The 18,235-nt window shown below is 68.1% G+C and carries 15 protein-coding genes; 12 read left to right on the forward strand and 3 right to left on the reverse strand.

Translation table 11 applies throughout. The features are described from left to right. The first annotated feature begins 307 nt into the window (after window positions 1-307). The 10 genes from HNP46_RS26490 to HNP46_RS26535 all read left to right on the forward strand — a co-directional run bounded on the left by HNP46_RS26490 (window position 308) and on the right by HNP46_RS26535 (window position 13,274). The gene (locus HNP46_RS26490; RefSeq protein WP_184594961.1) at window positions 308-1,096 is read left to right on the forward strand and encodes an enoyl-CoA hydratase/isomerase family protein; all 789 of its coding nucleotides are present in this window, start codon (window positions 308-310) and stop codon (window positions 1,094-1,096) included. 17 nt (window positions 1,097-1,113) lie between these two features. Next, window positions 1,114-2,274 carry an acyl-CoA dehydrogenase family protein gene (locus tag HNP46_RS26495; RefSeq protein WP_184594964.1) on the forward strand — a complete coding sequence of 387 codons (1,161 nt, stop codon included), beginning with the start codon at window positions 1,114-1,116 and terminating at the stop codon, window positions 2,272-2,274. Window positions 2,275-2,475: 201 nt separating this feature from the next. Then, complete coding sequence (locus HNP46_RS26500) at window positions 2,476-4,563, forward strand: acetate--CoA ligase family protein (RefSeq protein WP_184594966.1); 2,088 nt, start codon at window positions 2,476-2,478, stop codon at window positions 4,561-4,563. A 262-nt stretch (window positions 4,564-4,825) separates the two neighbouring features. Continuing rightward, window positions 4,826-6,436, forward strand: coding sequence for a 5-guanidino-2-oxopentanoate decarboxylase (locus HNP46_RS26505; protein ID WP_184594968.1), 1,611 nt, complete (start codon window positions 4,826-4,828; stop codon window positions 6,434-6,436). A 55-nt stretch (window positions 6,437-6,491) separates the two neighbouring features. Beyond that, window positions 6,492-7,682, forward strand: coding sequence for a pyridoxal phosphate-dependent aminotransferase (locus HNP46_RS26510; RefSeq protein ID WP_184594970.1), 1,191 nt, complete (start codon window positions 6,492-6,494; stop codon window positions 7,680-7,682). Next, window positions 7,675-9,093, forward strand: coding sequence for an aldehyde dehydrogenase family protein (locus tag HNP46_RS26515; protein WP_184594972.1), 1,419 nt, complete (start codon window positions 7,675-7,677; stop codon window positions 9,091-9,093). Before HNP46_RS26510 ends, HNP46_RS26515 begins: the two co-directional genes overlap by 8 nt. 279 nt (window positions 9,094-9,372) lie before the next feature. Further along, window positions 9,373-10,077 (forward strand): NAD(P)H-dependent oxidoreductase, encoded by a 705-nt coding sequence (locus HNP46_RS26520; protein ID WP_184594975.1) that lies wholly within the window; start codon window positions 9,373-9,375, stop codon window positions 10,075-10,077. A 459-nt stretch (window positions 10,078-10,536) separates the two neighbouring features. Next, a complete protein-coding gene (locus HNP46_RS26525; protein ID WP_184594977.1) occupies window positions 10,537-11,472 on the forward strand; it encodes a LysR family transcriptional regulator in 936 nt (311 codons plus the stop codon). A gap of 192 nt (window positions 11,473-11,664) precedes the next feature. Further along, a complete protein-coding gene (locus HNP46_RS26530) occupies window positions 11,665-11,859 on the forward strand; it encodes a hypothetical protein (protein ID WP_184594978.1) in 195 nt (64 codons plus the stop codon). Between the two features lie 410 nt (window positions 11,860-12,269). Continuing rightward, a complete protein-coding gene (locus tag HNP46_RS26535) occupies window positions 12,270-13,274 on the forward strand; it encodes a hypothetical protein (RefSeq protein WP_184594980.1) in 1,005 nt (334 codons plus the stop codon). Here the strand turns inward: HNP46_RS26535 and HNP46_RS26540 are convergent. Together HNP46_RS26540 and HNP46_RS26545 are read right to left on the reverse strand one after the other, a co-directional pair. Next, on the reverse strand, window positions 13,256-14,590 hold the full coding sequence (locus tag HNP46_RS26540; protein WP_184594982.1) for a sigma-54-dependent transcriptional regulator: 1,335 nt from the start codon (window positions 14,588-14,590) through the stop codon (window positions 13,256-13,258). The two genes, HNP46_RS26535 and HNP46_RS26540, sit on opposite strands and share 19 nt — an antisense overlap. After that, complete coding sequence (locus HNP46_RS26545) at window positions 14,587-16,350, reverse strand: sensor histidine kinase (protein WP_184594984.1); 1,764 nt, start codon at window positions 16,348-16,350, stop codon at window positions 14,587-14,589. Before HNP46_RS26545 ends, HNP46_RS26540 begins: the two co-directional genes overlap by 4 nt. A gap of 106 nt (window positions 16,351-16,456) precedes the next feature. Here HNP46_RS26545 and HNP46_RS26550 point away from each other — a divergent pair, with 106 nt between their 5' ends. Then, window positions 16,457-17,335: an alpha/beta fold hydrolase gene (locus HNP46_RS26550; protein WP_184594986.1), complete on the forward strand. Its 879-nt coding sequence runs from the start codon at window positions 16,457-16,459 to the stop codon at window positions 17,333-17,335. Beyond that, window positions 17,332-17,685, forward strand: coding sequence for a DUF7079 family protein (locus HNP46_RS26555; RefSeq protein ID WP_184594988.1), 354 nt, complete (start codon window positions 17,332-17,334; stop codon window positions 17,683-17,685). Before HNP46_RS26550 ends, HNP46_RS26555 begins: the two co-directional genes overlap by 4 nt. On the opposite strand, the gene HNP46_RS26560 is transcribed toward HNP46_RS26555, so the two are convergent. Next, window positions 17,682-18,137, reverse strand: coding sequence for a DUF3301 domain-containing protein (locus HNP46_RS26560; RefSeq protein ID WP_184595120.1), 456 nt, complete (start codon window positions 18,135-18,137; stop codon window positions 17,682-17,684). The two genes, HNP46_RS26555 and HNP46_RS26560, sit on opposite strands and share 4 nt — an antisense overlap. Window positions 18,138-18,235: the final 98 nt, after the last annotated feature.

Here is an 18,235-nt window from a genome sequence, read left to right on the forward strand (position 1 = left end):
TCGTGCTCGAACACTGCGGACCTGCAGCTTGCCTTGCGCCGCTCTCACCTCCGATCGTATCGGGAAAGGCAGACACAAGCGGACTCTGTCCGCGAAGGCCCGCAGGGCCGTTTGTTCGAAGTTGTAACAAGGCCTTGGGGGAAACTCCGGGAAAATCCCCCAGCCCCCGCGCCGCGCGGCCTTCCCGCCGATTGTCAGGTCGTTACAAGCTCCCCTTTCGGGTGGATTGCCGGCTTGCTGAACAAGTGTTTAGTATTGACTCAACGCTTCATCCGCCTCAGCCAATGACTACAAGAACGAGGGCAGCATGACTCAGCCATCCCCGCTCAGCCGGGTCCAGGACGGTATCGCCTGGATCACCCTGAACCGCCCCGAGCAGCGCAACGCGCTCGACATCCCCACGCTCAGGAACCTGCTGGCCCTGCTCGACGCCCATGAGGCCGACGAGGCCGTGCGCGTCATCGTGCTCAGCGGCGAAGGCCGCAGCTTCTGCGCCGGCGCCGACCTCGCCGAATGGGCCGAGGCCGAAGCTCGTGGCGAGCTGGAAACCTACGGCTGGACCGAAACCGCCCACGCCCTGATGCGCCGCCTGCACAGCCTGGACAAGCCGACCATCGCCGCCGTCAACGGTACCGCCGTCGGCGCCGGGATGGACCTGACCCTGTGCTGCGACTTCCGCATCGCCGGTGCCTCCGCGCGCTTCAAGGCCGGCTACACCGGCATGGCCTACTGCCCGGACGCCGGCGCCAGCTGGCATCTGCCGCGCCTGATCGGCAGCGAAGCGGCCAAGCGCCTGCTGTTCCTCGACGAACTGTGGAACGCCGAGCGCGCGCTGAATGCCGGTCTGGTCGGCGAAGTGGTCGCCGACGACCAACTGCAGGCCCAGGTCGGTGAATTCGCCGCCCGCCTGGCCGCCGGTCCGACCTACGCCTTCGCCCACACCAAGCGCCTGATCCGCGACGGCGCCAGCCGCACGCTGGCCCAGCAGCTGGAAGCCGAACAGGCCGCCGGGCTGCTCTGCGGCCGCAGTGAAGATGCCGCCGAGGCGCTGCGCGCCGTGGCCGAGAAACGCTCCCCCCAATTCAAAGGCCGCTGACGGCTGCAGGTGATGTGATGGATTTCCAACTGACCCAGGAACAGGAAATGCTCGTTGAGGCGGTCCAGGCTTTCGTCGAGAAAGAGCTGCTGCCCTACGAGGAAGAAGTGGACCGCGCCGACGCGGTATCCCCGGAACTGGCCGCGAAGATTCGCGGCAAGGCCCTGGCGGCCGGCTTCTATGCCTTCAACATGCCCGAGGAAGTCGGCGGCGGCGGCCTCGACTACCTGTCCCAGGCGCTGGTCGAGCGCGAGCTGTCCAAGGTCTCCTGGGCGCTGCACGTGTTCGTCGCGCGGCCCTCGAAGATCCTCATGGCCTGCCAGGGCGAGCAGATCCAGGACTACCTGCTGCCGGTGGTACAGGGCGAGAAGATCGACTGCTTCGCTCTCACCGAGCCGGGCGCCGGCTCCGACGCCAACTCGATCAAGACCCGCGCCGTGCGTGATGGCGACGACTTCGTGATCAACGGCTCCAAGCACTTCATCAGCCACGCCGGCCACGCCGACTTCGCCATCGTCTTCGCGGTGACCGACACCTTCGAGCGCAACGGCAAGAAGCGCAACGCCGTGACCGCCTTCCTGGTGGACAAGGGCACCGCCGGCATGACCGTGCGCCGTGGTCCGAAATGCGTGAGCAACAAGGGCTACCACACCTACGAAATCTTCTTCGACGACTGCCGCGTGCCGGCCTCCAAGGTGCTGGGCGAAGTCGACAAGGGCTGGGAAGTGGCCAACGCCTGGCTCACCGCCGGCCGCGTGATGGTCGCCGCCAACTGCGTTGGCCAGGCTCAGCGCGCGCTGGACCTGGCGCTGCAATGGTCGGCCGACCGCAAGCAGTTCGGCGCCGCCATCGGCAGCTACCAGGGCATCTCCTTCAAGCTCGCCGACATGGCCACGCAGATCCGCGCCGCCGAGCTGATGACCCTGCACACCGCATGGAAGATGGACCGCGGAACCATGACCGATGGCGAAGCCGGCATGGCCAAGCTGTTCGCCAGCGAAGTGCTGGGCAAGGTCGCCGACGAGACCGTGCAGATCTTCGGCGGCATGGGCCTGATGGACGAAGGTCCGGTGGAACGCATCTGGCGCAACGCGCGCATCGAGCGCATCTGGGAAGGCACCTCGGAAATCCAGCGCCACATCATTTCCCGCGAACTGCTGCGGCCGCTGCTGCGCTGATTACGGGTGTTGTTCAAGGGGAGAAGTAGTGCTGCCGGATAGACCCTCTCCCCAGCCCTCTCCCGGAAGGGAGAGGGGGCAAGAGCGATCTGGAGCGACCGGTGAACACCGTGCGCTAACCGATGCACAGGACAGCTCCCCTCTCCCTTCAGGAAGAGGGGTTGGGGAGAGGGCGTAAGGCCCCGTACCGAGACCCGAACCATGAAAAGAGAAAACCTCCAACGCCTGCTGGCTCCCCGCCACGTGGCCTTCATCGGCGGCCGCAGCATGGCCCGCGCGCTCAAGCGCTGCGCCGAAGGCGGCTTCCCGGGTGCGATGTGGCTGGTCAACCCGCAGTACGACGAACTCGAAGGCGTGCCCTGCGTGCGCAGCGTCGCCGAGCTGCCCGAAGGGCCGGATGCGGTGTTCGTTGCCACCAACCGCGACCTCACCCTGCAGGCCGTCGCCGAGCTGGCCGCCAAGGATGCCGGCGGCGCCATCTGCTACGCCTCCGGCTTCGCCGAAACCGGCGCCGAAGGCGAGGCTCTGCAACGCCGCCTGCTCGCCAGCGCTGGCGACATGGCCCTGCTCGGCCCCAACTGCTACGGCTTGCTCGATTACCTGCACGGCTCCGCGCTGTGGCCGGTGGCCCACGGCGGGCACCTGGTGGAGAAGGGCGTGGCGGTGCTGACCCAGAGCGGCAACTTCGCCTACAACCTGTCCATGAGCGACCGCTCGCTGCCCATCGCCTACATGGCCTCGGTGGGCAACCAGGCGCAGCTGGGCGTGGCCGAACTGATGGACGTGCTGCTCGACGAGCCGCGCGTCACCGCCATCGGCCTGCACCTGGAAGGCCTGAAGAATGTCCCCGGCTTCGCCCGCGCCGCCTTCAAGGCGCTGCAGAAAGGCATCCCGGTGATCGCGCTGAAAACCGGCGTCTCCGAGATCGGCGCCGAGCTTGCGCTCAGCCACACCAGCTCCCTGGCCGGCTCCGACGCGTTGTACGACGCGCTGTTCGATCGCCTCGGGGTGATCCGCGTCAGCGGCCCGGTGAGCTTCATCGAAACCCTGAAAGCGGCTGCCTGCGGCAACCTGCCGGCCGGCCCCAGCCTGGCCGCGCTGGCCTGCTCCGGTGGCGACGCCGGGCTGATCGCCGACTACGCCGAACGCAACGGCCTGAGCCTGCCCAAGCTGGTCGACGCGCAGCGCACCGAGCTGGCCCAGGTGCTGCCGGACTACGCCAACATCGCCAACCCGCTGGACTTCACCACCGCCATCTGGGGTGACGGCCCGGCCCTGGATCGCATGCTCGACAGCGCCCTGCAGACCCCGGCCGATGCCGCGCTGCTGGTGCTCGACTACCCCGGCGAGGACACCGGCGAACGCCCGCAGTGCGACCTGCTGCTGGAGCTGTACTGCGCCGCGCTGGAGCGCCACGGCAAGGTCGGCTTCATCGCCTCCGCCTTGCCGGAGCTGCTGCCCAGGCATGCTCGCGAGCTGCTGCACTCCCACGGCGTCGCCGCGCTGCAAGGCGTGGAAGATGGCCTCGCCGCCTGGGGCCGCATCGCCCACTACCGCCAGCGCCGCGAGACGCTGCTGGCCCGTGGCGAAGCCGCGCTGGTGCCGCTCTGCCCGCAGGCGCTGGACAGCGAAGGCCGCCTGCTCGACGAGTGGAATTCCAAGCAGGCGCTGAAACCCTTCGGCCTGCCGCTGCCGCGCGCCGCCCTCAGCACGCCGACCCAGGCCCGCGAAGCGGCCACCGACGTCGGCTTCCCGCTGGCGCTGAAAGTGGTCAGCGCGCAGCTGCCGCACAAGACCGAGGCCGGCGGCGTGGCGCTCAACCTGCGCAACGAGGCGGCGCTGGAAGCTGCGCTGTTCGACATGCGCGAGAACATCGCCCGCCACGCCCCCGGCGTGCCGTTCGACCAGGTGCTGCTGGAGCGCATGGCCAATCCGCCACTGGCCGAGCTGATCGTCGGCATCAAGCGCGAGAACGGCTTCGGCCTGGCGCTGGTGCTGGGTGCCGGCGGCATCCTCGTCGAGCTGCTCAAGGACAGCCGCAGCCTGCTGCTGCCGACCACCGACGCGGCGATCCGCGACGCTCTGCTGAGCCTGCGCAGCGCGCCGCTGCTCACCGGCTTCCGCGGTCGCCCGGCGGTGAACCTGGAGGCGCTGGTGGAAGCCATCCGCGCCGTCGCCGACTACGCCTGCGAACACGTGGACAGCCTGCTGGAACTGGACGTGAACCCACTGCTGGCGGACGCCGAAGGCGCCGTGGCGGTGGATGCGCTGATCCGCACCGCCGAATGATTTCGTCATGCCTGTAGGAGCGAGCTTGCTCGCGAACGATCCCCGCTGCGGGACCCGGTTCGCGAGCAAGGGCTAGGCGCCCCCCTCGGTCCTACAAAAAACAGTTCAGCGCTCAGCGATGAAGGAAGAACACGAACGCTCCCTCTCCCTTCAGGGGTAGGGGGCAAAAGCGGCGCACGCCGGAAGCTCGGCGTTGGCCCCAACGAGTAGGGCGAATAACCGTTCACGGTTATCCGCCGAAGAACAGTTCGGGAGATCGTTCATGCAAAACGGTAAAACCCTCACCGGCGGCCAGGCCCTGGTCCGCCTGCTGGCCAACTACGGCGTCGACACCGTGTTCGGCATTCCCGGTGTGCACACCCTGGAGCTGTACCGCGGCCTGCCCGGCAGCGGCATCCGCCACGTGCTGACCCGCCACGAGCAGGGCGCCGGCTTCATGGCCGACGGCTACGCTCGCGTCAGCGGCAAGCCCGGCGTGGCCTTCATCATCACCGGGCCGGGGGTGACCAATGCCGCCACCGCCATCGGCCAGGCCTACGCCGACTCGATCCCGATGCTGGTGATCTCCAGCGTCAACCACACCGCCAGCCTGGGCAAGGGCTGGGGCTGCCTGCACGAGACCCAGGACCAGCGCGCGATGACCGCGCCGATCACCGCGTTTTCGGCCGTCGCCCTGAGCGCCGAAGACCTGCCTGAACTGATCGCCCGCGCCTACGCCGTGTTCGACAGTGAGCGCCCGCGCCCGGTGCACATCTCCGTGCCGCTGGACGTGCTGGCCAACCCGGTCGCCCGCGACTGGACCAACGAAGTGGTGCGCCGCGCCGGCCGTGGCCAGCCCAGCGCCGAGGCACTGAAGCAGGCTGTGGATAAACTCCAGGCCGCCAAGCGCCCGATGATCATCGCCGGTGGCGGCGCCCTGCATGCCGCCGATGCATTGGCCGCGCTGAGCGAGCGCCTCGCCGCGCCGCTGTTCACCAGCGTCGCCGGCAAGGGCCTGCTGGCGCCGGAAGCGCCGCTGTCCGCCGGTGCCACCCTGTGCACCCAGGCCGGTTGGGACATGATCGCCGAGGCCGATGTGGTGCTGGCCATCGGTACCGAGATGGCCGATACCGACTACTGGCGCGACCGCCTGCCGGTCACCGGCGAGGTGATCCGCGTCGACGTCGATTCGCGCAAGTTCAATGACTTCTACCCCAGCGCCGTCGCGCTGCTGGGTGACTCGAAGTCCACCGCCGAGGCGCTGCTCGCCGCGCTGCCCAGCGCGAGCCGCGACGCTGCGAAAGCGCAGTCGCGCATCGCCGAGCTGCGTGCGCAGATCGACGGCGGCCACGCGCCCCTGCAACTTATCCACAAGTCGATCCTGGAACGCATCGCCAAGGTCCTGCCGGACAACGCCTTCATCGCCAGCGACATGACCCAGCTGGCCTACACCGCCAACTACCTCTACCCGAGCAAGGCGCCGCGCGGCTGGCTGCACCCCACCGGCTACGGCACCCTCGGCTACGGCGTGCCCGCCGGCATCGGCGCCAAGTTCGGTGCGCCGGAGCGTCCCGGCCTGGTGCTGGTGGGCGACGGCGGTTTCCTCTACACCGCGCAGGAACTGGCCACCGCCAGCGAGGAGCTGGACAGCCCGCTGGTGGTGCTGCTGTGGAACAACGATGCGCTGGGGCAGATCCGCGACGACATGATCGGCCTGGACATCGAGCCCATCGGCGTACTGCCGCGCAACCCGGACTTCGCCCTGCTCGGCCGCGCCTACGGCTGCGAGATGCGCGAGCCGCAGAGCCTGGACGAGCTGGAGCGCGACCTGCGCGCCGGTTTCGCCCACCCCGGCGTCACCCTGATCGAGCTGAAACACGCCTGCGCCAAGTAGGACCCGTTGCACCCGCCGTCGCCTGCGGGCGGCGGCGCCATGAAGGAAGCACAGCATGCGCTACTCGAACTTCACCCAACGCATCGCCGGCGACGGCGCAGCCGCCTGGGACATCCACTACCGCGCCCTGGCGCGCATGGAGCAGGGCGACGACATCCTGCTGCTGTCGGTGGGCGACCCGGATTTCGATACCCCGGTGCCTATCGTGCAGTCGGCCATCGACAGCCTGCTGGCCGGCAACACCCATTACGCCGACGTGCGCGGCAAGCGCTCGCTGCGCGAAGCCATCGCCCGCCGGCATAGCCAGCGCAGTGGCCAGGCGGTCACCAGCGACGATGTGGTCGTGCTGGCCGGCGCCCAGTGCGCGCTGTACGCCGTGGCGCAGTGCGTGCTCAATCCGGGCGACGAGGTGATCGTCGCCGAGCCGATGTACGTCACCTACGAAGCGGTGTTCGGCGCCTGCGGCGCCAAGGTCATCCCGGTGTCGGTGCGCTCCGAGCACGGTTTCCGCGTGCAGGCCGAGGATGTTGCCGCGCTGATCACTCCGCGCACCCGCGCGCTGGCGATCAACAGCCCGCACAACCCCTCCGGCGCCAGCCTGCCGCGCGCGACCTGGGAGATGCTGGCCGAGCTGTGCGTCAGTCATGACCTGTGGATGATTTCCGACGAGGTCTACAGCGAGCTGCTGTTCGACGGCGAGCACGTCAGCCCGGCCAGCCTGCCGGGCATGGCCGAGCGCACCGCGACCCTCAACAGCCTGTCGAAATCCCACGCCATGACCGGCTGGCGCGTGGGTTGGGTGGTCGGCCCGCGCGAGCTTTGCGCGCACCTGGAAAACCTCGCCCTGTGCATGCTCTACGGCTCGCCGGACTTCATCCAGGACGCCGCCTGCACCGCGCTGGAAGCCAAATTGCCGGAACTGGAAGCCATGCGCGAGGCCTACCGCCAGCGCCGCGACCTGGTACTCGACTGCCTCGCCGATTGCGTCGGCGTGCGCGCCCTGCGCCCGGATGGCGGCATGTTCGTGATGGTCGACATCCGCGCCACCGAGCTCTCCGCCCAGGACTTCGCTGACGTGCTGCTGGACCGCCACGGCGTCTCCGTGCTGGCCGGCGAAGCCTTCGGCCCCAGCGCCGCCGGACACATCCGTCTGGGCCTGGTGCTCGGCGCCGAACCGCTGCGCGAAGCCTGCCGCCGCATTGCCCTGTGCGCCGCCGAACTGCTCAAGGAAAAACGCTATGCATGACCGTACGCAGCTCTATATCGACGGCGCCTGGGTGGCGCCGCAAGGCCAGGGCATGGCCGAGGTGCAGAACCCGGCCACCGAGGAATACTTTGGCCGCGTACCGCTGGGCGGCCAGGATGACGTGAACCGCGCGGTGGACGCCGCGCGCCGCGCCTTCCCGACCTGGTCGCAGACCCCTTCCCACGTGCGCGCCGGTTACATTCGCGCCCTCGCCGAACAACTGAAGAATCGTGCCGACGAGATGGCCGCGCTGATCACCGCCGAGCTGGGCATGCCGGTGCAGTGGTGCCGCATGGTGCAGGTCGACGGGCCGATCGAGGGCCTGGAAAGCTACGCCGCCATGGCCGCGCACATGGACGAGGTGCGCGAGGTCGGCAACTCGCTGATCGTCAAGGAAGCGGTGGGCGTCTGCGCCTTCATCAACCCCTGGAACTACCCGCTGCACCAGCTGATCGGCAAGCTCGCCCCGGCGCTCGCCGCCGGCTGCACCGTGGTGGTCAAGCCGAGCCAGGACACTCCGCTGCACGCCTTCCTGCTGGCTGACATGGTCCACGCCATCGGCCTGCCGGCCGGCGTGTTCAACCTGGTCAGCGGCCCCGGCTCCAAGGTCGGCGAAGCCCTGGCGCGGCATCCGGACGTGGACATGGTGTCCTTCACCGGCTCCACCGGCGCGGGCGTCAAGGTCTCCGAAGCAGCGGCGCCGACGGTCAAGCGCGTGTGCCTGGAGCTGGGCGGCAAGTCGCCGTTCCTCATCACCGCCGATGCCGACCTGGCCGCCGCCGTGCGCCACGGCGTGCAGGACGTGATGATCAACTCCGGGCAGACCTGCACCGCGCTGACCCGCATGCTGCTACCGGCCCATCGCTACGCCGAAGCCGTGGAGATCGCCCGCGCGGAAACCCTGGCGCTGAAGATGGGCGACCCGCTGGACGCCGACAGCTTCCTCGGCCCGATGTGCTCCGGCGGCCAGCGGCGCACCGTGCTCGACTACCTGCGCGTCGGCCAGGAAGAGGGCGCACAGCTGGTCTGCGGCGGCGCCGAGCGCCCGGCTCACCTGGAGCGCGGCCACTACGTGCAGCCGACGATCTTCGCCGGGGTGAACAACCAGATGCGCATCGCCCGCGAGGAAATCTTCGGCCCGGTGCTGTGCCTGATTCCCTATGCCGATGAAGCCGAGGCACTGCAGATCGCCAACGACTCGCCGTTCGGCCTGTCCAGCGCCGTCTGGGCCGGTGACCGCGACGATGGCCTGCGCCTCGCCCGGCAGATGCGCGCCGGCCAATGCTTCGTCAACGGCGGTGCCTTCAACTACCGGGCGCCGTTCGGTGGCTACAAGCAATCGGGCAACGGCCGCGAATGGGGCGAGCAGGGCCTGCACGAGTTCGTCGAACTCAAGGCCATTCAGCTCTGAGTGATTGAAGAGCGCCCTCTCCCCAACCCTCTCCCGCAAGCGGGAGAGGGGGCTGTTCGGCGTTGTCGGATGGCAAGGAGTCAGCCGGCGAGCACGCGGTTTCCGTGTTCGCAGGAATAGCTTCCTCCGCTGATTTCCAACGGTGGAGAGGTCGCTGCAGGATAAACACGAATACTCCCTCTCCCTTCAGGGGGGGACGCCTAGTCAGAGGGCTGGGGAGAGGGTGCCAAACCAGCACGCCGACCCGCCAAGTAGCGCTTTTACCGGCCAGGAATCCACATGAACGTACTGATCGTCCACGCCCACAACGAACCGCAATCCTTCAGCACCGCGCTGTACCAGCTCGCCGAAGAAACCCTGCGCGGCCAGGGCCATGAAGTGCAGATCTCCGACCTCTACGCGATGAACTGGAACCCGGTGGCCAGCGCCGCCGACTTCGGCGCCCGCGCCAACCCCGAATACCTGGTCTACGCCCTGGAGCAGCGCGAAGGCGCCAAGGCCAAGACCATCGCCGCCGATATCCAGGCCGAGCTGGACAAGCTGCTCTGGGCGGACCTGGTGATCTTCAACTTCCCGATCTACTGGTTCTCCGCGCCGGCGATCCTCAAGGGCTGGTTCGACCGCGTGCTGGTTTCGGGCATCTGCTACGGCGGCAAGCGCTTCTACGACCAGGGCGGCCTGGCCGGCAAGAAGGCGCTGGTGACCGTGACCCTCGGCGGCCGTGACCACATGTTCGGCGATGGCGCCATCCACGGCCCGCTGGAAGACATGCTGCGGCCGATCCTGCGCGGCACCCTGGCCTATACCGGCATGAGCGTGCTGCCGCCCTTCGTCGCCTGGCACGTGCCCTACATCAGCAACGACGCGCGCCAGGACTTCCTGCGCCAGTACCAGGACCGCCTGCAGAACCTGGAGAACGACCAGCCGCTGGAGTTCGTGCGTCTGGAGCAGTTCGACGAGCGCCTGTATCCGCTGCCACGCTAAGCGCTTTTGCTCTTCGTAGGGGCGATCATGAAGCGCGGTTTGCCTCCTCACCTGACCCTCTCCCTCAGGGAACTGATTGGCTCAGGATGAAACCGTGATGTCAGCCGGCACGGACTGCCCCCTCTCCTGGGGGAGAGGGCTGGGGTGAGGGGATATGCCCCTGCGCCAGGTCCAAACGGCAGAAATGAAAAAGGGCGGCCATCCGCAGATGACCGCCCCTGGAGAAAGAGTCAGTCGCTGCAGCGGATATGCGCGGGGGAGAGGGCCGTCGATGGGTGTATCGGCGACCGTACGATGAGCGGGGTATGCCCAACGTTGCTGCAGCGACTTGTCCGGCACTATACGTGGTAACAATCGGCAAAAAACGACCCTATACTGCGATTCAGTTTTGCGGCGCGGACAACAATGGTTGTCGTCTCCTACAGGCGCCTACAACAAGATCAACAGGCAGGGGGAAGGATGGACGTACTTCACGCGATGCGGGCCTTCGTCCGGGTGGTGGATGCCGGCAGTTTCACCGCCGCCGCCAACGCCCTGGGGTTATCCACCGCCCAGGTCTCGCGCGTGGTCTCCGACCTCGAAGCCCAGCTTGAAGCGCGCCTGCTGCACCGCACCACCAGACGCCTGGCGCTGACCGAAACCGGCGAGCGCTACCTGCTGCGCTGCCGGGAAATCCTTGCCGACGTCGAAGAAGCCGAAGCCGAGGCCAGCGGCGCACACCTGAAACCGCGCGGCCGCCTGCGCGTGCACTCGCTCACCGGGCTGGGCCAGCAGCACCTGATCCCGCTGATATCGCGCTACTGCGAATCCTTCCCCGAGGTCTACATTGAGCTGACCCTGGCCCAGCGCCAGCCGGACATCCTCGAAGAAGGCCAGGACGTGGTGATCACCCGCGACCGCGAGCTGCCCGACTCCGAGTTCGTCGCCCAGACCCTGGGCACCATCTACAGCGTGCTCTGCGCCAGCCCCGACTACCTCAAGCGGCGCGGCACGCCGACCAGCGTCGCCGACCTGCATCAGCACACCTGCCTGCGCCTGCAGGACCCGACCTTCCCCGAGGGCTGGGCCTTCGAGGAAGGCAACGAGGCCAGCGTGATCCGCCCGCGCGACACCTTCATGGTCAACGTCGCCGAGGCGCTGACCGGCGCCGCCGCCGCCGGCATGGGCATCTGCCTGTTGCCCAGCTACGTCGCCGCGCCCGCGCTGCGCCGCCGCTCGCTGGTGCGCGTGCTGCCGCGGCACAGCCTGCACGTGCGACAGATCTATGCGCTGTACCCGTCGCGGCGCTTCCTCGACGCGAAGATCCGCACCTGGGTGGATTTCCTCAAGGCCGAACTGCCCAAGGTGTTCGAGGACGACGAAGCCGTGATCAACGATCCCGTCAACTGGGCCTGAAGTGCGCTGATGTCCACGCGCCAGCGTGGCGGATCGTCGCAGCCGCTCTAGATAGGCGTTCCCGGACGATCGGCGGAGATTGTTGCTTTTTAGGCAATGGTCTGTTGGTTAGCTAGCTATTTTTCTACCCACTGTTGCGCCGTAACCTTTCTCCAGTCCCGACCAATCGGGAGTTCAGAAAGGATCACCGTCATGTCCCGTTCCCTTGTTGTTGCTGCCCTGCTTTCCGTTTGTTCGCTGTCGTTCACCCAACTGAGCTTCGCCGAAGAATCGCGCCTGATGACCAACAAGATGGTCAAGGCCAACGAAGCCGTGATTGCCCAGCAGCAGGCCCAGTCCGCAGAGCAGACTGCCAAGGCCGCTACTGGCAGCAACGCCGATTCCTGATCGGCCGCTTCCCCCGGGAGGCCCGGTGCGTGAGCCGGGCTTCTCAACACCTTGCGCCGCATAAGACATGCGGCGTTTTTTTGCCCGGAATTTCACCTCGATCCATTGACTGTTACAGATGTTGTAACAGTCTTTCGCTGCCAGTGAGCTGTATTCCTGTCCACTTGGTCAATATACTTGACCCAACAGCGCGGCTCTTTCGCCCCGCCGTTACCGGCCTCACCGCCGGCAAGCTTCCCGACGCCGATTCTTGATTGCTCCAGATCGACGTCCGTCTCAAGGCCGCTGCTATCAGCGGCCTTTTTTTATGCCGGCGAAAAATCCGTGGGCTGGCGCGTGGCCGCGAGCGTGCGGGCTGATAGTCTGGCAGGACTCCGCGCCCGGCGCCGGACTCGACAAGGATGCCGCCCATGACCACCGACAACCCCTTCGCTACCCCCCATGCCCCGCTGACGGCGCCCACGCTGGCCGTAACGCCGGCTGGCAACCAGCCCTGGCTGTTCGTCGTCGCCCTGCTGGTGGCCGCGGCGCTGGTGTTCTTCGGCAGCAACGTCGTGCAATGGATCGCCGACCTGGGCAACTTCCGCGAACGCCTGCCGCAGTACCTGCCGACCATGCTGGCGAACTGGGTGGGCGGCTTGGCCTTCTACGCGGCCGCGGTCCTGCTGCTGGTGCACCACCAGCGCGAGCGTCACGGCATCGCCCGCTTCCAGCCGCAGACCGCCCTGCTGGTGGGTTTCGGCGTGTCCTATGCGGTGGCCACGGTGGTGGTCGGCACCCTGATGTCCTACCTGAGCGTGTCGCTCTACCAGTGGATCTTCTCCCAGGAAGGGCGGACCCTGTGGATGGTCCTCTACGGGCAGGCCAGCGCGCTGATCAGCCTGGTGCTGGCCTGCCTGCTGCCGCTCTGGCTGATCCTGCACCTGGCGCGCTCGCGTTCGTCGCTGCTGGCGCCGGGGCAGCCGGTGGCGCTGCCGTCCTGGCAGGTGGCGCTGGGCGTGGCGTTGTGCTTCACCGCGCTGATCTACAAGCTGCTGGCTGCGATCAGTTACAGCGCGCTCTACCTGTTCAGCGGCGCCGATGGCTGGCAGGCGCTGCTCCTGCTGTCCAGCTGCGTACTGCCCTTCGCCATCGTCATGGCCGCCGTGCAGACACGCCTGCCGCCGCAGGTTTCGCGCTTCGCCGCGGGACGGGTGCTGGGCGCCGCGCTGGCGCTGCTCCTGCTGTGGGGCGGGGCGATCCTGCTGGTGTCGGTACTGGTCGCCTTCGCCGCCTATGGCTCGCGCTACTCCGACAGCCTGCCGCTCTACCTATTGCCGCCAGCGATTCTGTTGCTGGCGCTGCTCTGGCCGCTGGCGCGCTGGTGCACCGGCTGGTTCTTCGCCGAGCAGCTGGCTCAGTCCTCGCCCAGGTAATCCCCGCGGCTCAGGCCGTGGCGCTGCATCTTCTCGTTGAGGGTGCGGCGCGGCAGGCCGAGCAGCTCCATCACCGCCTTGATGTCGCCCCTGCATTGCCCCAGTGCCTGGCGGATGCACTGTGCCTCGTAGGCTTCCATGCGTTCGAACAGGCCGTTGCCGGCCGGTTCTTCCGGCAGCTCGGCGCGGTCCAGGCCGAGCACGTGGCGCTCGGCGGCGTTGGCCAGTTCGCGCACGTTGCCCGGCCAGTCGTGGGCGAGCAGCCTCGCCAGTTCGCTGGCCGAAAGCGGCGCCGCCTCGCGGGCGAACTTCTCGCTGGCCAGCAGCGCGTAGTGGTCGAACAGCAGCGGGATGTCCTCGCGGCGTTCGCGCAGCGGCGGCAGGCGCAGTTCGGCGACGTTCAGGCGGTACACCAGGTCCTCGCGGAAGCGCCCGGCGCGGGCTTCTTCCAGCAGGTCCGGTTTGGTCGCGGCGATCACCCGCAGGTCGACCTTGATGCTCTGGTTCGAGCCCAGGCGCTCCAGTTGCTGCTCCTGCAGCACGCGCAGCAGCTTGACCTGCTGGGCCAGCGGCATGCTCTCGATCTCGTCGAGGAACAGGCTGCCGCCGTTGGCATGTTCCAGCTTGCCGATGCGCTTGCCCTGGGCGCCGGTGAAGGCGCCGCTTTCGTGGCCGAACAGCTCGGTCTCGAACAGTTGCTCGGGGATCGCCGCGCAGTTCAGCGCGACGAAAGGCTTGCCGGCGCGCGGGCCGAAGTCGTGCAGGCAGCGCGCGACCAACTCCTTGCCGCTGCCGGTGTCGCCGCGGATCAGCACATTCACCGGCGTGCCGGCCAGCGCCATGATCTGCCGGCGCAGGGTTTCCATGGGCCGCGAGACGCCGAGCAGGCGCGATTCGATCTGGTCCTTGAGAGCCGCCTGTTCGCGCAGCTGGCGGTTCTCCTGCACCAGCCGGCGTTTCTCCAGGGCGCGGCGCAGGCTGTCGAGCAGGCGTTCGGGGGTGAAGGGTTTCTCGATGAAATCGTAGGCGCCCTGGCGCATCGCCTGGACCGCCATGGGCACGTCGCCGTGGCCGGTGACCATGATCACCGGCAGGTCGCGGTCGAGTTGCTGCAGGCGTTCGAGCAGCGCCAGGCCGTCGGTGCCGGGCATGCGCACATCGCTGATGACCACGCCGGGCAGCTCGCGGGAGACGCTCTTCAAGCACTCGTCGGCGCTGCTGCACAGGCGCACGTCGAAGCCGGAGAGTTGCAGCCACTGCTGCACGGCGTCGCGGATGGCGGCTTCGTCGTCGACGAAGAGGATGGTCTCGCTCATGGTCTTCTTTCTTCGCTGGCAGCCGGCAGGCTCAGGCGGAACAGTGCGCCGCCGGTGGGCCGGTTGGTGGCTTCGAGGCGCCCGCCGAGTTCGTGGACGATGCCATAGGATACCGCCAGCCCCAGGCCCAGTCCTTCGCCCACCGGCTTGGTGGTGAAGAAGGGGTCGAAGACGCTGGCCAGGTGTTCGCTGTCGATGCCCGCGCCGTTGTCGGCGATTTCCAGGCACCAGTGTTCGCCGTCGCGGCGCAGGGTCAGTTCGATGCGCGGCTGCGCAGTTCCCGCCACCGCATCGAGGGCATTGCGGACCAGGTTGACCAGCACCTGCTCCAGGCGAATCGCATCGCCCAGCACCCAGGCGGGCAGGTCGAGGTCCTGACTGATCTCCACGCCCTCGCCGCGGATGCGCACGGCGAGCAATTGCAGCGCCTGCTCGACCACGTGGCCCAGTTCGATGCGTTCGCGCAGCCCGCCGGGCGTCTTGCGGGCGAAGGTCTTCAGGTGGCCGGTGAGCGCGGCCATGCGTTCGAGCAGTTCATCCACGCGCACCAGAGCGGCACGGGCGTCGTCCTGGCGACCAGCGTCGAGCAGCAGGCGCACGCTGGCCAGTTGCATGCGCTGGGCGGTGAGCGGCTGGTTGATCTCGTGGGCCAGCGCGGCGGACATCTGCCCCAGCGCGGCCAGCTTGGCGGCCTGTACCAGGCCGTCCTGGGCAGTGCGCAGGGCGGCGGTGCGCTGTTCGACCAGACGCTCAAGTTCTTCCTGATTACGCTGGCGCAGGCGCGCCAGGCGGCGGCGCTGCTGCAGCCAGAGCACCAGGAACACCAGCGCCAGCCAGACGCCGGCAGCGGCCAGCCGCGCGCTGGTGACATCGGATTGCACGCCGCGGGTGTCGCGCAGCAGGTGCAGGCTCCAGTCCTCTTCCGGCAGGCGGACCGATTGCCAGAGGTAGTCGCCGCCGACTTCCTGGCCTTCGACGCGGACCATGCGCGCGTGCTCGCCGAGGCTTTCCAGGGTCCGGTGCGGCAGCGCGCTGAGCGGCTGCCTGTGGTACTGGCGGGTATCGGCCAGCTCGGCGCGGGCCACGGCGTCCAGCGGCATCAGCTCGCGGTAGCGCCAGCGCGGGTGGTTGGCGAGGAACACCACGCCCTTGCTGTCGCTCACCAGCACCACGTCCGGGGTCTGGCTCCACTGCCGTTCGAGGTCGGGGAATTCCAGCTTGACCACGATGGCGCCGAGGAAGCGGCCGTCGTCGTCGCGCAGGGCGTTGGAGAGGAAGTAGCCGGGAATTCCGCTGGTCACGCCGACCGCGTAGAAGCGCCCGGCGCCCTGGGCGATGGTCTGGCGGAAGTAGGGGCGGAAGCCGTAGTTGTGGCCGACGTAGCTGACCGGCAGGTTCCAGTTGCTGGCGGCCACGGCGAGGCCGGTGTGGTCCAGCAGTTCCAGGGTCGAGGAGCGCGCCGCGCCGTTGATTTCCTGCAGCTTGAGGTTGAGCCGGTGCTGCAGCTCGCCGCTCACCGGGCCGCGCATGGCCGCGCGCAGCTCCGGGTCCAGCGCCAGCACGGCGGGGATGCTGCGGAAACGTTCGATCAGGGTGTGCAGGGAGTTGGCGTAGAGCCCCAGCTGCTCGTGGGCGGCCTCGGCTTCGGCCAGCAGCGCGCGGTGCCGCGCCTTTTCCCCGGCCCAGAACACCGACAGCACCAGCCCGGCCAGCAAAAGCAGGCAGATCAGCAGCAGGCGCAGGGGGCGGGTAGGCGACATGTTCGACGGGGTTCGCTAGACGGTCGGCGACAATAGCATGACCTCACGCTGGTCCGGCGGCCCGCCGCCTCGCTACACTCTGCCGGCATCCCGATGGAGAGCTTCGATGCAGTTGTCGTCCTGGACCCACGAAGGGTCCGCCGGTTTCACCCTGCGCGGCTGGCGCAGCGAGCCCAGCGGCAAGCCGCTGCTGCACTTCCTGCATGGCAACGGATTCTGCGGCCGCGCCTACGAGCCGATGCTGAAAGTCCTGGCGAAGGATTTCGACCTCTGGCTGTGCGACGTCCAGGGCCACGGCGACAGCGACCACGGTGGGCGCTTCCACGGCTGGAACCGCAACGCCGAGATGGCGGTGGAAGCCTTCCAGGCGGGTAACCGGATTTTCGGCGATGTGCCGCACTATGCCGCCGGGCACAGCTTCGGCGGTGTGCTGACCAGCCTGATCCTCGGTCGCCATCCGCAGCTGTTCCGCCGCGCCGTACTGCTCGACCCGGTGCTGTTTACCCCGGCGATGATCGGCGTGATGGCGCTCTCCGAAGTGCTCGGCCTGCACCAGCGCCGCACCATGGTGCAGAAGGCACGCTCGCGGCGCAGCCAGTGGACGGACCGCGAGGCAGCCTACGCCGGCCTGCACGGCCGCGGTATCTTCAAGGGCTGGACCGACGCCGCTCTGTGGGCCTACGTGGAGAACGCGATGAAGCGCACCGAGGCCGGCGTCGAGCTGAAATGCCGGCCCAGCCGCGAGGCGGAAATCTTCAGCTCCTTCCCCAAGCGCTTGTGGCCGTCGCTGAACAAGGTGGTGACGCCAACTCAGGTGCTGTTCGGCGAGAAGACCTATCCCTTCGTGCCCAGGTCCGTGGCGCGCTGGTGCGCGGCGAACACCGTGGTGAGTGGCCAGTGCGTCGATGGCGGTCACTGCTTCATGCAGGAATTCCCCGAAGACAGCGCCGCGCGCGTTTCGAACTTCCTGCTGGGTCACGAATGAACGACCCGGCCCGCGAGTCGGTCTGGCTGGCGCTGTCCGAGCTGTGGCTGGACAGCGAGCTGGACGCCGGCGGGCGCGCCGCCATCGCGGGCATCCTGGCGATCAGCGGTTTCACCGTGGAAGAGCTGGAGGCCATCTACCGCCTGGAAGTGGCGCCGGTGGTGTGGAGCAATGCCTGGGTGACGGCGGGCGTGTGGGACGGTTTCGATCTGGACTGGCTGTTCGAGGCCTGCCGGCGCAACCAGCGGCGGCGATCCTCGCTCTGGCATCGCGGGCGCTGCCGGGTGTTGCGCAGGGCGATGACCGCGGCGGTGGAAGAGGACTGGCAGAAGATCCGCGCGCAGCTCTAGTCGCCGACCTTCTTGCCCTGATGTGCGCGGCGCCATTCGTCCAGGCGCACCACTTCACCCCTGGGGCGGGACGGCGGCGGGGTGTCGGCGTCGATGATCTCTTCGTCCACCGGTGCAGCGGCGGGATGGAAGGTGGCCACGGGGGATTCCGGCATGCGCGGCTCGGGCTCCATGCGGAACGGCGCCAGTTCGACGCGGCCCAGGTGCTGGCCGAACATGGCGATGCTGCCGGCGTAGCGTTCCTGGCCGGTGGCGGTGAATTCGAAGGCGTATTCGCGGGCCAGGCGCAGGTTGCCGCGGCCGTCGCGCTGGAAGCGGAAACGCTGCAGGGCCATGGCGTCATCGAGCAGTTCCACGCCCTCGCGCGCGCAGTGCTGCTTGGCCAGGACCAGCGCACGCTCGCGGATGCCATGGGCGCGCCACCACCAGGCGGCGCCCGCGATGACCAGCATGAAGATGAATAGATTGCCCAGGTCCACTTCGGCTTCCTCGGAATCGGCGCACCAGCTTACTCACTCCGCCGCCGGGCGGCGAGAGGCGGATGTTCACA

Origin of the sequence: Pseudomonas nitroreducens (genome assembly GCF_014204515.1) — a bacterium.
GTDB lineage: Bacteria > Pseudomonadota > Gammaproteobacteria > Pseudomonadales > Pseudomonadaceae > Pseudomonas > Pseudomonas nitritireducens_A.